Source organism: Salipiger marinus, assembly GCF_900100085.1.
GTDB lineage: Bacteria > Pseudomonadota > Alphaproteobacteria > Rhodobacterales > Rhodobacteraceae > Salipiger > Salipiger marinus.
The window spans coordinates 143,209-156,062 of the sequence record NZ_FNEJ01000006.1 but is presented as its reverse complement, the minus strand read 5'-3'; the positions used below and the strand labels follow the sequence as shown (position 1 = coordinate 156,062).

Sequence of the window (12,854 nt, the reverse complement as noted above, 5' to 3'; positions counted from 1 at the left end):
TCTAGCTGGGGAGGCATGGTGCGACGACGTGATCTGCCGGGAGTTATCCCCGTATTCCCCCTTCCGGGGGCGCTGCTTCTGCCGCGCTCCCGCCTGCCGCTGCATGTGTTCGAGCCGCGCTATCTGGCGATGCTCGATGACGTGCTGAAAACCGACACGCGGGTGATCGGAATGATCCAGCCGAACGCGGTGGCGGGACGCGATGGCGATCCCGGTCTGCACCGCATCGGCTGCGCGGGCCGGATCACCCAGTTTTCCGAAACCGAGGATGGCCGCTACATGCTCACCCTGACCGGCATTTCCCGCTACCGGGTGCTGGAAGAGGTGACGGGCTTTACCCCCTATCGCCGCTGCAAGGTCAGCTGGGACGGGTTCGAACGCGATCAGGCCACCGGCGCCGAGGGCGACGAGGGTTTTGACCGCGAGGCGCTGATGCGGCTGCTGAACCGCTATTTTTCCGCCCGGAACCTGTCGGCGGACTGGAGCGCGCTGCAGGATGCCGAGGATGAGCTGCTCATCAACTCGCTGTCCATGCTGCTGGATTTCGCCCCCGAGGACAAACAGGCCCTGCTGGAAGCCCCCCGGCTGGAGACGCGGCGCGAAACGCTGGTGACCCTGATCGAATATGCCCTGCGGGGTGGCGGTGGCGAAGAGGAGCGGATGCAATGACCCATGCCGATGACGCCGGATTCGACCGCCGGATGCTGGAGGCGCTGGTCTGTCCGGTGACCCATGCCGTGCTGGAATATGATGTGGAGCGGCAGGAACTGCTGAGCCGCAATGCCGGGCTCGCCTTTCCCATCCGCGACGGCATCCCGGTCATGCTCTTGGACGAGGCGCGGCGGATCGCGGACTGATCCGCCGCGTCCTGGTCATTCTTCGGGCAGGGCCAGCGCGCGGGCAAAGATCGCCGGATCGACATTTCCGCCGGAGACGGTGCAGATCACCGCGTCGCCGCTGATCTCCGAAGGGCGGAACAGCGCCGCGGCCAGCGCCACGGCGCCGCCCGGCTCTGCCACGATCTTCAGATGGCGGAAGGCCAGCCGCATGGCGCGCAGCGCCTCCTCCTCGCTGACCGCCAGCCCCGGACCGCAGAGCCGGTGCAGGATCGGGAAGGTCAGGTTGCCGGGCTGCGGCGTGATGATCGCGTCGCAGATATTCCCCGACAGCGCGGCGTTGCGTTCGATCCGCCCCGCCTCCAGCGAGCGTTTCACGTCGTCGAAGCCTTCGGGCTCTGCCGGGCGGACGCGCAGGCCGGGGGCGCGCGCCTCCAGCGCCAGCGCGATGCCAGAGGTCAGCCCGCCGCCGCCGCAGCAGACCAGCACGTCGGCTTCCGTCACGCCCGCCTCGGCGGCCTGTTCGGCGATCTCCAGCCCGCAGGTGCCTTGCCCGGCGATCACCAGCGGCTCGTCAAAGGGCTTGATCAGCGTCAGCCCGCGTTCGGTGGCAAGCTGGGCCCCCAGCGCGTCGCGGTCCTGCGTGGCGCGGTCATAAAGCACCACCTCCGCCCCCAGCCCGCGCGTGCCCGCCACCTTGGCTTCGGGTGCGTCGGCGGGCATCACGATGACGGCGGGCACGCCATAGGCGCGCGCGGCGGCGGCCACCCCCTGCGCATGGTTGCCGGAAGAAAAGGCGATGACCCCCTTGGCGCGGGTGTCGGGATCCAGCGCGGACAGCGCCGACCACGCGCCACGGAACTTGAAGCTGCCGGTATGCTGCAGGCATTCCGCCTTCACCAGCAGGCGCCGCCCGGCGATCCGGTCCAGAAACGGCGAGGAAAGCAGCGGCGTGCGCCGGGCATGGCCCTTGAGCCGCTCTGCGGCGGCTTCGATCGCGGTGATGTCCATGAGGGATCCTGTTCTTGTCTCTGGTCTGCGGCGACGTTGGGCCGCTCGGCAAGGCCTGTCAACGCCTGCCCGCCGTTAACCCTGCTCCGCGATTTGCGTTGCCCGGGGAGGGGGGCTGCGGGACAATGTCGGGCAGGGTCTGTGCGGGGTTCGGGTCATGGTCTGGCTGGCGGGGATGGTGGGCATGATGGTGCTGGGATCGCTTGCGGTCATCGGCTTTCCCGACCCCACGCCCGAAGACGACGAGGAGCGGGATGATCTGCCCGACGACGACGCGCCAGAGCTGGAGGGCGACCCGCTGGTGCTGGACGACAGCGATCAGGCCCCGCCCGGCGGGGTGATCGCCATTGGCACCGAAGGCGACGATACCCTGACCGGCACGCCGCAGACCGACCAGCTGGGCGGCGCGGGCGGCGATGACCTGCTGGACGGGCTGGGCGCGGATGACGAACTGGTGGGCGGTGCCGGGGCCGATACCATGCTGGGCGGCGATGGCAATGACACGCTGCATGGCGATGCCGGCACCGATCTGGTGCGGGGGCTTGATGGCGATGACCTGCTGTTCGCCCATGATGGCGGTGGCACGCTGGACGGGGGCGAGGGCGCCGATACGCTGCAAAGCGGGCTCGACAGCGACAGCCTGCTGGGCGGTGGCGGCGACGATGCGCTGCACGGGCGCGAAGGCGACGATACGCTCAGCGGCGGGACGGGGCAGGACACGCTGTTCGGCGGCACTGGCGCGGATCTTCTGTTCGGGGCCGCGCCGGGGCAGGACGATGCCGTGCTGGATTACCTCAACGGCAATGACGGCGATGACAGCCTGCTGATCGGCGCGGGGGATGTGGCCAGTGGCGGTGCCGGGGCCGATGATTTCCTGCTGGGGCACTGGGGCAGCGACGGCGATCCGGCGCAGCTGATGGATTTCGACCCCGACGAGGACTGCATGATCGTGGTCTATCCCGACACCGAAGGTGCTGCGCTGCCGGAGCTGGAGCTGCGGCCAAGCGCGGAGGATCCCGCGCTGACGGAACTGGTGGTGGATGGCGCCGTGGTGGCGGTCCTGCCCAGCGAAGACGCCCCCGCGCTGGACGCGATCCTGCTGGTCGGCGAAAGCGAGGTGGAGTTTGACGGCTGAGCCGCGCTTTGGGCTTTTCTTTTGGGGCGATCTGACGTAAAGGCGCCCATCCGGCGATGCGCGCCGGACTTCTCCATGGGCCCTGCTGGACGACATCCCGGCTTGCGCCATTCCTCCAATCCGAAAGGAGATCCCGATGTCGATCACTCCCGAAGAAAAAACCCGCGTGATGAAAGAGTTTGCGACCAAGGACGGCGACACCGGCTCGCCCGAAGTCCAGGTTGCGATCCTGACCAACCGGATCACCACGCTGACCGAACACTTCAAGACCCACAAGAAGGACAACCACTCCCGTCGTGGCCTTCTGAAGCTGGTGGCACAGCGCCGCAAGCTGCTGGATTACCTGAAGGCCAAGGAAGAGGCGCGGTACACCTCGCTGATCCAGCGTCTGGGCATCCGCCGCTAAGCGACGCGCCTGACGGCAGATTGAACGCCCGCACCGGAAGGTGCGGGCGTCTTGCGTTTCAGGGGCGCGCAAAGCCCTTGTGTCAAAGGGGCGCGCCGGTTTGCACCCTTCCCAAGTGAGGGAAAAACCTGTATGCGCGCAACATCTGAGACGTGACGCCCAAGGCCCCCGGGCACATGCGACAGGATTTGGGGGCGGCGGCAATGGGGCCGCCACGCAAAACGGGAGACCCGGAGGGCCGGGAGTGCTCCCTTACAGGATGCAGAAATGTTCAACGTTACGACGAAAACGATGCAGTGGGGCGAAGAGACGCTCACGCTGGAAACGGGCAAGGTTGCCCGTCAGGCCGACGGCACGGTCATCGCCACTCTGGGCGAAACCTCCGTCATGGCCAACGTCACGTTCGCCAAGGAAGCCAAGGAAGGTCAGGATTTCTTTCCGCTGACCGTCCACTACCAAGAGAAATACTACGCCGCGGGCAAAGTGCCCGGCGGCTTTTTCAAGCGCGAGGCCCGTCCCACCGAAAAGGAGACGCTGACCGCCCGCCTGATCGACCGTCCGATCCGCCCGCTGTTCGTTCCCGGCTTCAAGCATGAAGTTCTGGTGATGTGCACCGTGCTCAGCCACGATCTGGTCAATGACCCCGACGTGGTGGCGATGATCGCCGCCTCCGCCGCGCTGACCCTGTCGGGCGTGCCCTTCATGGGTCCGATCGCAGGCTGCCGCGTGGGCTATGTGAATGGCGACTATGTGCTGAACCCCACCGTGGACGACATGCAGGGGCTGCGCGCCAACCCCGAACAGCGTCTGGATCTGGTGGTTGCCGGCACCAAAGACGCGGTGATGATGGTGGAATCGGAAGCCTACGAGCTGACCGAGGACGAGATGCTTGGCGCCGTGGTCTTTGCCCACGAGCAGATCCAGCCGGTGATCGACCTCATCATCTCGCTGGCCGAAGCCGCCGCGAAAGAGCCGTTCGACTTCACCCCGCCGGATTATTCCGAGCTTTACGCTGCGGTCAAAGCCGTGGGCGAGGCGCGGATGCTGGAAGCCTATGCCATCAGCGACAAGCAGGCGCGCGTTGCTGCCGTGTCTGCGGCCAAGGATGCCATCAAGGCGGAACTGAACGAAGAGCAACTGGCTGACGCCAATCTGGGCTCCGCGCTGAAGAAGCTGGAATCGAGCGTGCTGCGTTCGGATGTGGTGAAGAACAAGCGCCGCATCGACGGTCGCGCGCTGGACCAGATCCGTCCCATCGTGTCGGAAACCGGCCTGCTGCCGCGCACCCATGGCTCGGCGCTGTTCACCCGCGGTGAAACGCAGGCGCTGGTCGTGACCACGCTGGGCACCGGCGATGACGAACAGTTCATCGACGCGCTGCACGGCAACTTCAAATCCAACTTCCTGCTGCATTACAACTTCCCCCCCTATTCGGTGGGTGAAGTGGGCCGCGTTGGCAGCCCGGGCCGCCGCGAGATCGGCCATGGCAAGCTGGCATGGCGCGCGCTGCAGGCAGTTCTGCCCGCCGCGACGGATTTCCCCTACACCATCCGCATCGTGTCCGAGATCACGGAATCGAACGGCTCCTCCTCGATGGCTTCGGTCTGCGGCGGGTCGCTGTCGATGATGGATGCGGGCGTGCCGCTGAAGGCGCCGGTGGCCGGTGTGGCCATGGGTCTGGTGCTGGAAGATGACGGATCCTGGGCCGTGCTGTCGGACATCCTTGGCGACGAGGATCACCTTGGCGACATGGACTTCAAGGTGGCCGGGACCGAAACGGGCATCACCTCGCTGCAGATGGACATCAAGGTGGCAGGCATCACGCCCGCGATCATGAAGCAGGCGCTGGCACAGGCGCGTGACGGCCGTCTGCACATCCTGAACGAGATGTCGAAGGCCCTGTCCGAAGCCGGCGAGTTCAGCGTGCACGCGCCGCGCATCGAGACCATGCAGATCCCCACCGACAAGATCCGTGAAGTGATCGGGTCCGGCGGCAAGGTCATCCGCGAAATCGTCGAGGTTTCCGGTGCCAAGGTCGACATCAACGATGACGGCATCATCAAGATTGCTTCCGCCAACGGCGAGGCGATCCAGAAGGCCTATGACATGATCTGGTCCATCGTGGCCGAGCCTGAAGAGGGCGGGATCTACAAGGGCAAGGTCGTGAAGATCGTCGATTTCGGCGCCTTCGTGAACTTCTTCGGCAAGCGGGATGGTCTGGTGCATGTGTCCCAGATCGAAAACCGCCGCCTGAACCATCCGTCCGACGTGCTGAAAGAAGGCCAGGACGTGTGGGTCAAGCTGCTGGGCTTCGACGATCGTGGCAAAGTCCGCCTGTCCATGAAGGTTGTCAATCAGGACACCGGAGAGGCCATGCCCGAGGAAGAGAAGCAGAAGAAGGAGGATGCGGAGTAATCCGCCATCCGGCCTCATCGGGCCGCGTTGGGAGGCGCGGCCCGGTTCGATCTTCGCAAGGCCCGGCAGGAGACTGCCGGGCCTTTCTGTCTGCACGGAATGAGGAGGGAGATGCCCATGACACCGCTAGACCTGACGGGCCTCTATCATGGCTATATCGACTGCCTGAACCGGCGGGACTGGGACGATCTGCCCCGCTTCGTGGCGGAGGATGTCCGCTACAACGGCGCGCTGCTGGGGCTCGGGGGTTATCGCGCCATGCTGGTCGCGGATGTGCGGGCCATTCCCGACCTGCGCTTCACCCTCCTGCAGCTGGTCTGCGAGCCGCCGGTGGTGGCGGTGCGGCTTGGCTTTGACTGCACCCCCACCGGCCTGCTGTTCGGTCTGCCGGTGAACGGGCGCCGCGTGCAGTTTTCCGAAAATGTCTTTTACGACATCGCCGGGGGCGCATCGGCGCCGTCTGGTCGGTGATCGACAAGGCCGCCGTGGCGGCGCAGATCGGGGCCGCGCCGCCCGCAGGCTGAACCCTGCGCCTGCGGTCAGTGCAGCAGGGCGGGGGCGGTTTCTTCGGGATCGAACACCGCAGAGCCGGTGCGGGCGCTGGCCCAGAAGCCTTCGAAATGGCGGGCAGGATCGACGCGGGCGCGCATGTCCTCGGTGATGGCCAGCAGCCCGGCCACATCGCTCTGCGCCCAGCTCAGCAGCAGCCCCGGCGCCGAGACGGCAGAGACCGGGCCTTCATCCACCAGCGTCACCGGCGGCTCGTCCCGGGAAAAGGCCTCCGAAGGACAGAGCAGCGAGGTTTCGCGCCATTCGTCCCACAGCGTCACCTCGTCGATGCCCACCGCCTGAAGATAGCGGGCCAGTGCCGGTTCCAGCACCAGCGGCAGCCAGTCCTCCTCGGGCTTGTAGAGCCCTTCGGCCTGACAGTAGCGGGCAAGCTTTTCGGCCAGCGCCAGATCGTGATCCGGCGCCTCGGCGCCGATCACCCACAGCCAGACGGTGCGGGCAAAATGGGTGAAATCCATCGCGCCCACGCCTTGGGCCACATGCGACCAGCGCACCGGGCGCCCGGTGGTCTTCACCACCTCGTCAAACCCGTCGGGGGCTTCGGCGGTCAGGGCATCGGGCGTGTCGGCCAGCAGCATGCTGCCGCCGCCCGTGGTCCAGCGCACGGATTCCGGCGGCGTGCCGGGCACGCGGAAGAACGGGTTGAGCACCACGAAGACATGGTCGTAATCCCGCGCCCACCAGTCCAGCACCGGGGCGTTGAGGTTGGGATGAGTCAGTCTGCGCGGCGTATCGTTCAAGATGCGGTCCTTTCGGGCGGAAGCGGGCGGTGTCTAACACGGCTTGGCCGGGCTGCACAGGGCAGGCGCGTGCGGGGGCCGACGAATGGTTAGCGAAGTTTTAACCATTCTGCCCTAACTCTCCGCCGCAAGCCGGGGACGCCAGAGGGGACAGGGCGGGCCTGCGGGGCTCCGGAGGGGATGCCGGAGCCCCGGATGCAGAGCGGCGTCGCGGGAACACGTCCCGGGAACGCGGAGCAGGGCGCGGCGGGGGCAAGCCTGTGCGGGGCCTAAAAAAAGGCCGGGCATGATCGCCCGGCCAGGTCCAACAGGGAGGTGCATGTGATAACCCGCACATGCAACGGGATCTGTGATGCCTTGGGGTCTGCGTCCGGGGCGCTGGGTCAACCCGTGATCCCTCAAAAGGTTCCACAAGCGTATCACCAGCCCCCAGATCAACCAATGCGCGATCCATGAGATGAGCGCGGATCCGCCAAAGGCGTGACATTTCCGCCGAACTCTCAGGCGACGAGCCGGTAGCCCCCCGATTCGGTGACCAGAATCCGGGCATTCGAGGGGTCGGGCTCGATCTTCTGGCGCAGCCGGTAGATATGGGTTTCCAGCGTATGGGTGGTGACGCCCGCGTTATAGCCCCAGACCTCGTGCAGCAGGATGTCGCGCGGCACCACGCCCTCGGCGGAGCGGTAGAGGAACTTGAGGATGTTCGTCTCTTTCTCGGTCAGGCGGATCTTGCGGTCATCCTCGGTCACCAGCAGTTTCATCGCGGGTTTGAAAGTATAGGGCCCCACGGTGAACACCGCGTCTTCGGACTGTTCATGCTGGCGCAGCTGCGCGCGGATGCGGGCCAGCAGCACCGGAAACTTGAACGGCTTGGTCACATAGTCATTGGCGCCCGCGTCGAGCCCGAGGATGGTGTCGGCGTCGGTGTCATGCCCGGTCAGCATGATGATGGGCGACTTGACCCCCTGCTTGCGCATCAGCTTGCACAGCTCGCGCCCGTCCGTGTCGGGCAGGCCCACATCGAGAATGATGAGGTCATGCACCTGTTCCTTGACCCGGGTCATGGCGGCGGCGCCTGCATCGGCCTCGAACACCTCGAAATCCTCGGTCATGACCAGTTGTTCGGCCAGCGCCTCGCGCAGGTCGTCGTCGTCGTCCACCAGAAGGATATTCTTGATCTGGGCCATGCCTGTCTCCAATTTGCCTTCCCCTTCAAATGGAAACACCGTTGCGTGTGGGCAAGTTTTGCTGCAGTCCTTTCACGGCCTCGTGTTGAGGGCGGGGTTTTGTTACAGCCGTGGCCCTGCTTTGGTGCAGCGCCCGCGCCCCGCGACAGGAAACCGACAGATGCCGCTTGCCCCCGACCTTGGAGAGATTCTTGCCCGCGCCCGCGCCGACCTGCGCATGGGCGTGCCCGTGGTGCTGGAAGGCGCGGGCGGCGGGGCGCTGGTGGTCGCGGCAGAGACGCTGTCGGCGGCGCGGCTTGCGGTGCTGCGCCGCCAGCCCGGCGAGATCGATCTGGTCCTGACCGCGCGCCGGGCCGAGACGCTGAAGGCGCGCGCCTATGACGGCGACGTGGCGCGGGTGATCCTGCCGCCCGAGGCCGATCTGGGCTGGCTGCAGGCGCTGGCCGATCCGGCGGATGATCTGGACAAGCCGATGAAGGGCCCGCTTTCGACGCGGCGCGGCGGCGATGTGGCGCTGCACCGGCTGGCGATCACGCTGGTGAAATCCGCGCGCCTGCTGCCCGCAGCGCTGGTGCTGCCGCTGGCCGCGCCACAGCGGCTGGCCGAGGCCGAGCGGCTGACGCTGGTGGATGCGGAGGCTGCGGCGCCGCATATGCTGGCGCTGGCGCGGCTTGATCATGTGGTGCAGGCACGGGTGCCGCTGCGTGCGGCGGAGAATGCCCGGCTGCATATCTTCCGCCCCGAGGATGGCAGCGACGAGCATTACGCCATCGAGATCGGGCGCCCCGACCGGGCGCAGCCGGTGCTGGCGCGTCTGCATTCGGCCTGTTTCACCGGCGATCTGCTGGGCTCGCTGAAATGCGACTGCGGGCCGCAGCTGAACGCGGCGCTGGCGCAGATGGGGGCCGAGGGCGCGGGGGTGCTGCTTTACCTCAATCAGGAGGGGCGCGGCATCGGGCTTGCCAACAAGATGCGCGCCTATGCGCTGCAGGATCAGGGCTTTGACACGGTGGAGGCCAATCACCGGCTGGGGTTCGAGGATGACGAGCGCGATTTCCGGCTGGGCGCCGAGATCCTGCGCCGCATGGGCTTTGGCGCGGTGCGGCTTCTGACCAACAATCCCGCGAAGATGGCGATGATGGAGCGCTGCGGCATCACCGTGGCCGAACGCGTGCCGCTGAAGGTCGGGCATACGCCGCAGAACGCCCGCTATCTGGCGACCAAGGCCGAAAAATCGGGGCATCTGCTGTGATCCGGCCCGAGGACATGGTGCTGACGCCACAGGGGCTGCGCTTTGCCGGGCGGCTCTGGCCCTGCAGCATCGGGCGCGGCGGGGTGCGGGCCGACAAGCGCGAGGGTGATGGCGCGACCCCGGCGGGGGTGCATCGGCTGGTGGGCTGCCTTTACCGGCCCGACCGCATGGCGCGGCCTGTGGACTGGGCGCTGCCGATCCGGCCCGGCGACCTGTGGTCCGACGATCCGGGCCACGAGGATTACAACCTGATGGTGCGCGCGCCCTATCCGCACAGCCACGAGCGGCTGCGGCGGGGCGATCCGCTTTATGATCTGGTGCTGCTGACCGACTGGAACTGGCCGCGCGCGGAGCGTGGGCGGGGCTCGGCGATCTTCCTGCACCGCTGGCGGCGGCCCGGCTTTGCCACCGAAGGATGCATCGCCTTCCGCCCCGAGCATCTGCGGCGGATCGTGACGCGGATCACCTATGGCACGCGGCTGGTGGTGCCGGAGGAACTGGCCGGGCGCGGCGCGGGCTGAGGCACCGCGCCGCGGGGGTTTCACACCCCCGCACCCCCGTGGAGTTTAGGGGCAAGATGAAGGGGGCGCGGGGGCCCGGCTGGTTCAGGCGGCGAGGCTGCGGGCCACGCCTTCGAGCAGGCCGAGGCATTGCGCGAGCTGGCTGCGGGTGACGAACTCGTCGGGCTTGTGCGCCTGCGCGATCTCGCCGGGGCCGCAGACCACCACCGACATGCCCATGTCCTGAAACAGGCCCGCCTCGGTGCCGAAGGGCACCACATCGGCGGTGTTGCTGCCGGTCAGGCGCGAGATCAGGTCGCGGGCCTCGTTGTCGGGGACGGGCATCAGCCCCGCCACCTCGCCGATCACCTCGGTGGTGATGTCGGCGCCGGGATGCACGGCGCGCATGGCGGGCAGCAGGTCATGGGTGACGTAATGCGCCAGCGCCTCGCGCATGTATTCCGCGTCGCCGGGCTGGACGGGGCGCATTTCCCAGTCAAGCTCGGCCCGGCCCGGGATGACGTTATGCGCGACCCCGCCCGCGAGGCGGCCCACATTCACCGTCGTCCAGGGCGGGGTGAAGCGGCTGTCGGCGGGGGCGCGGGTTTTCAGCGCCTCCGCCAGATCCATCAGCCGCTGGGTGTAGCGCAGCGCGTAAAGCACCGCGTTGACCCCGGCATCGGGGTCGGAGCCATGGCCTTCGAGCCCGGTGAAGCGGGTGGTGTATTCGCAGCAGCCCTTGTGGCCTTCGATCAGCCGCATGCCGGTGGGTTCGCCCACCAGCGCCATGCGCGGGGCGTAGCCGCGGCGCTGCAGTTCCGGCACCAGCGCGCGGGCGCCGAGGCAGCCCACCTCCTCGTCATGGGTGAAGCACAGGTGCAGCGGGCGGCGCAGCGGCGTCTGCGAGACGGGTTCGGCCAAGGCCAGCGCCGCCGCGATGAAGCCCTTCATGTCGCAGCTGCCCCGGCCATAGAGGTGGTCGTCGCGTTCGGTGAGGGTGAAGGGATCGCTGGACCAGATCTGGTCGGTGACCGGCACCACATCCGAATGCCCCGACAGCACCACGCCGCCGGGGATGTCGGGACCAAGCGTCGCAAAGAGATTGGCCTTGCGCCCGGTGCTGTCGGAGAACAGCTCCACCCGGGCGCCGAAATGCTCCAGATGGTCGGCCATCAGCGCCATCATCTCCATGTTGCTGTCGCTGGAGACGGTGGGGCAGGCGATGAGGCGCGCCAGCAGCGCTTCGGTGCGGGGCAGCAGGCTCATGGCTTCACGTAAAGCTGGCGGGGGCGGTCGCAGAAACATTCCGCCGCGCCGTCTTCGGTGATGAGGATGCTCTCGGTGATTTCCAGCCCCCAGTCCGCCATCCAGAGCCCGGGCATGAAGTGGAAGGTCATGCCGGGCTGCAGCACGGTTTCATCTTCGGTGCGCAGGCTGATGGTGCGTTCGCCCCAGTCGGGCGGATAGCTGAGCCCGATCGGATAGCCGCAGCGCGCGCCGCGTTCGATGCCCGCCCGGTCCAGCGGCGCTGCCAGCGCATGGGCGATGTCGGAGGCGCGGTTGCCGGCGCGGGCGGCTTCGAGCCCGGCCTCCAGCCCCTCGATCAGCGCGGCCTCGGCGATGCGGATGAAGTCGGGCGGGGTGCCGAGATAGATCGAGCGGCAGAACGGCGTGTGATAGCGCCGGTAGCAGCCCGCGATTTCAAAGAAGGTGGCCTGACCTTTTTCGAAGGGGCGCCCGTCCCATGTCAGATGCGGGGCGGCGGCATCGGTGCCCGAGGGCAAAAGCGGCACGATGGCGGCGTAATCGCCCCAGTGGCCATCGGCCCCCATCACCGCGTCGCGCAGGATCTCTGCCACCACCTCGTTTTTCGGGATGCCGGGTTCGACACGTTCCACCAGCCCGTCGATGATCTTTTCCGAGATGCGCGCGGCGCGGCGCATGAAGGTGATCTCTTCGGCGGATTTGATGCCGCGCTGCCAGTTGACCAGCGCCGTGGCATCGGGGAACTGCGCGCGGGCCAGCGTTTCGGTCAGCACCATCAGCGCCTTGGCGGAGAAATAGTAATTGTCGGTCTCGACACCGATGCGCGCCTCTTCGAGGCCAAGCCCCGCCATGCGCACGGCGAGATCGCGCATCGGGTGGCGGTCGGGCGACTGCACGTAATTGTCGGCATAGCCCCAGACATGATCGTCGGACATCCAGACGGTGCGCAGCGCGCCATTGGTGTCCTGATTGCGGCCCCACCAGATCGGATCCTGATCGGGCAGCACCAGCACGCCCTGATGCACGTAGAAGGACCAGCCATCATAGCCGGTGAGCCACGCCATGTTCGACGGATCGGTGACCCAGAGCGCGTCGAGCCCGGCCACATCCATGGCCTTGCGGGTCAGCGACAGGCGGCGGGCATATTCCGCCGCGCTGAACGGAAGATCTTTGTGGAATTTGTGGTCCATGCGCCTCTCCTTGCTGCCGATGAGGTCAGTTCACGCCATGACAGGGGGGCTTGGCCCGCCGAAAACGACATTTCGCGGCATCCTTGCGCGTTTTCTGACCTTTTCGGCGCCCGCTGCCGCCGAATTGGGCGCCACCGGGGCTGTCATGGCGGGGTCAGGGGCGATTCTGGGCAGAAATCCCCTCCGCAGCCTGCTGGGTGACCTTAGGGCAGGGCGGGACGGGTGCGGGCGGTTTTCCCGTTTGGGTCTGTCTGATGACGCATTTTCACTGCGAAGTGCCGCAAATGTGTCGCCTTGTCCCGCAAGTGCCCGAATCCCCGGCGCTTTGTCTCAACACGGTTGCAAG

13 protein-coding genes are annotated in these 12,854 nt (G+C 67.0%); 8 read left to right on the top strand and 5 right to left on the bottom strand.

The window, feature by feature from the left end; translation table 11 throughout:
* Positions 1-15: 15 nt before the first annotated feature.
* Positions 16-669, top strand: a complete 654-nt coding sequence (locus tag BLR51_RS08595; RefSeq protein ID WP_089845898.1) for an LON peptidase substrate-binding domain-containing protein — start codon at positions 16-18, stop codon at positions 667-669.
* The gene (locus BLR51_RS08590; protein ID WP_089845897.1) at positions 666-857 is read left to right on the top strand and encodes a Trm112 family protein; all 192 of its coding nucleotides are present in this window, start codon (positions 666-668) and stop codon (positions 855-857) included. The genes BLR51_RS08595 and BLR51_RS08590 overlap by 4 nt, the downstream gene beginning before the upstream one ends.
* A gap of 15 nt (positions 858-872) precedes the next feature.
* Here BLR51_RS08590 and BLR51_RS08585 read toward each other — a convergent pair whose 3' ends face one another.
* Positions 873-1,847 (bottom strand): threonine ammonia-lyase, encoded by a 975-nt coding sequence (locus BLR51_RS08585; RefSeq protein ID WP_089845896.1) that lies wholly within the window; start codon positions 1,845-1,847, stop codon positions 873-875.
* A gap of 157 nt (positions 1,848-2,004) precedes the next feature.
* Here BLR51_RS08585 and BLR51_RS08580 point away from each other — a divergent pair, with 157 nt between their 5' ends.
* From BLR51_RS08580 to BLR51_RS08565, 4 genes are all read left to right on the top strand, one after another.
* The gene (locus BLR51_RS08580; RefSeq protein ID WP_089845895.1) at positions 2,005-2,982 is read left to right on the top strand and encodes a calcium-binding protein; all 978 of its coding nucleotides are present in this window, start codon (positions 2,005-2,007) and stop codon (positions 2,980-2,982) included.
* Between the two features lie 136 nt (positions 2,983-3,118).
* Positions 3,119-3,388 carry a 30S ribosomal protein S15 gene (gene rpsO / locus BLR51_RS08575; protein ID WP_089845894.1) on the top strand — a complete coding sequence of 90 codons (270 nt, stop codon included), beginning with the start codon at positions 3,119-3,121 and terminating at the stop codon, positions 3,386-3,388.
* Between the two features lie 267 nt (positions 3,389-3,655).
* Positions 3,656-5,803 (top strand): polyribonucleotide nucleotidyltransferase, encoded by a 2,148-nt coding sequence (gene pnp / locus BLR51_RS08570; protein WP_089845893.1) that lies wholly within the window; start codon positions 3,656-3,658, stop codon positions 5,801-5,803.
* 117 nt (positions 5,804-5,920) lie between these two features.
* Positions 5,921-6,274: an ester cyclase gene (locus BLR51_RS08565; RefSeq protein ID WP_242656686.1), complete on the top strand. Its 354-nt coding sequence runs from the start codon at positions 5,921-5,923 to the stop codon at positions 6,272-6,274.
* Positions 6,275-6,342: 68 nt separating this feature from the next.
* On the opposite strand, the gene BLR51_RS08560 is transcribed toward BLR51_RS08565, so the two are convergent.
* Both BLR51_RS08560 and BLR51_RS08555 read right to left on the bottom strand, forming a co-directional pair.
* Complete coding sequence (locus BLR51_RS08560) at positions 6,343-7,113, bottom strand: DUF2711 family protein (RefSeq protein WP_230797377.1); 771 nt, start codon at positions 7,111-7,113, stop codon at positions 6,343-6,345.
* 500 nt (positions 7,114-7,613) lie between these two features.
* Positions 7,614-8,300 (bottom strand): response regulator transcription factor, encoded by a 687-nt coding sequence (locus BLR51_RS08555; RefSeq protein ID WP_089845891.1) that lies wholly within the window; start codon positions 8,298-8,300, stop codon positions 7,614-7,616.
* A 160-nt stretch (positions 8,301-8,460) separates the two neighbouring features.
* Between BLR51_RS08555 and ribA the strand changes: the two genes are divergently transcribed.
* Together ribA and BLR51_RS08545 are read left to right on the top strand one after the other, a co-directional pair.
* Positions 8,461-9,552 carry a GTP cyclohydrolase II gene (gene ribA / locus BLR51_RS08550; RefSeq protein ID WP_089845890.1) on the top strand — a complete coding sequence of 364 codons (1,092 nt, stop codon included), beginning with the start codon at positions 8,461-8,463 and terminating at the stop codon, positions 9,550-9,552.
* Positions 9,552-10,073 carry a L,D-transpeptidase family protein gene (locus tag BLR51_RS08545; RefSeq protein ID WP_165616781.1) on the top strand — a complete coding sequence of 174 codons (522 nt, stop codon included), beginning with the start codon at positions 9,552-9,554 and terminating at the stop codon, positions 10,071-10,073. The genes ribA and BLR51_RS08545 overlap by 1 nt, the downstream gene beginning before the upstream one ends.
* An 84-nt stretch (positions 10,074-10,157) precedes the next feature.
* Here BLR51_RS08545 and argE read toward each other — a convergent pair whose 3' ends face one another.
* Positions 10,158-11,318 (bottom strand): acetylornithine deacetylase, encoded by a 1,161-nt coding sequence (gene argE / locus BLR51_RS08540; RefSeq protein ID WP_207543595.1) that lies wholly within the window; start codon positions 11,316-11,318, stop codon positions 10,158-10,160.
* Entirely contained in the window at positions 11,315-12,508 is a 1,194-nt protein-coding gene (locus BLR51_RS08535; protein ID WP_089845889.1) for a M24 family metallopeptidase, read from the bottom strand. Before BLR51_RS08535 ends, argE begins: the two co-directional genes overlap by 4 nt.
* Positions 12,509-12,854 lie beyond the last annotated feature (346 nt).

Bases quoted from the DNA above. Each gene is read 5' to 3' on its own strand.
- BLR51_RS08595 (WP_089845898.1), top strand. From the start codon at position 16: ATGGTGCGACGACGTGATCTGCCGGGAGTTATCCCCGTATTCCCCCTT.
- BLR51_RS08590 (WP_089845897.1), top strand. From the start codon at position 666: ATGACCCATGCCGATGACGCCGGATTCGACCGCCGGATGCTGGAGGCG.
- BLR51_RS08585 (WP_089845896.1), bottom strand. From the start codon at position 1,847: ATGGACATCACCGCGATCGAAGCCGCCGCAGAGCGGCTCAAGGGCCAT.
- BLR51_RS08580 (WP_089845895.1), top strand. From the start codon at position 2,005: ATGGTCTGGCTGGCGGGGATGGTGGGCATGATGGTGCTGGGATCGCTT.
- rpsO (WP_089845894.1), top strand. From the start codon at position 3,119: ATGTCGATCACTCCCGAAGAAAAAACCCGCGTGATGAAAGAGTTTGCG.
- pnp (WP_089845893.1), top strand. From the start codon at position 3,656: ATGTTCAACGTTACGACGAAAACGATGCAGTGGGGCGAAGAGACGCTC.
- BLR51_RS08565 (WP_242656686.1), top strand. From the start codon at position 5,921: ATGACACCGCTAGACCTGACGGGCCTCTATCATGGCTATATCGACTGC.
- BLR51_RS08555 (WP_089845891.1), bottom strand. From the start codon at position 8,300: ATGGCCCAGATCAAGAATATCCTTCTGGTGGACGACGACGACGACCTG.
- ribA (WP_089845890.1), top strand. From the start codon at position 8,461: ATGCCGCTTGCCCCCGACCTTGGAGAGATTCTTGCCCGCGCCCGCGCC.
- argE (WP_207543595.1), bottom strand. From the start codon at position 11,318: ATGAGCCTGCTGCCCCGCACCGAAGCGCTGCTGGCGCGCCTCATCGCC.
- BLR51_RS08535 (WP_089845889.1), bottom strand. From the start codon at position 12,508: ATGGACCACAAATTCCACAAAGATCTTCCGTTCAGCGCGGCGGAATAT.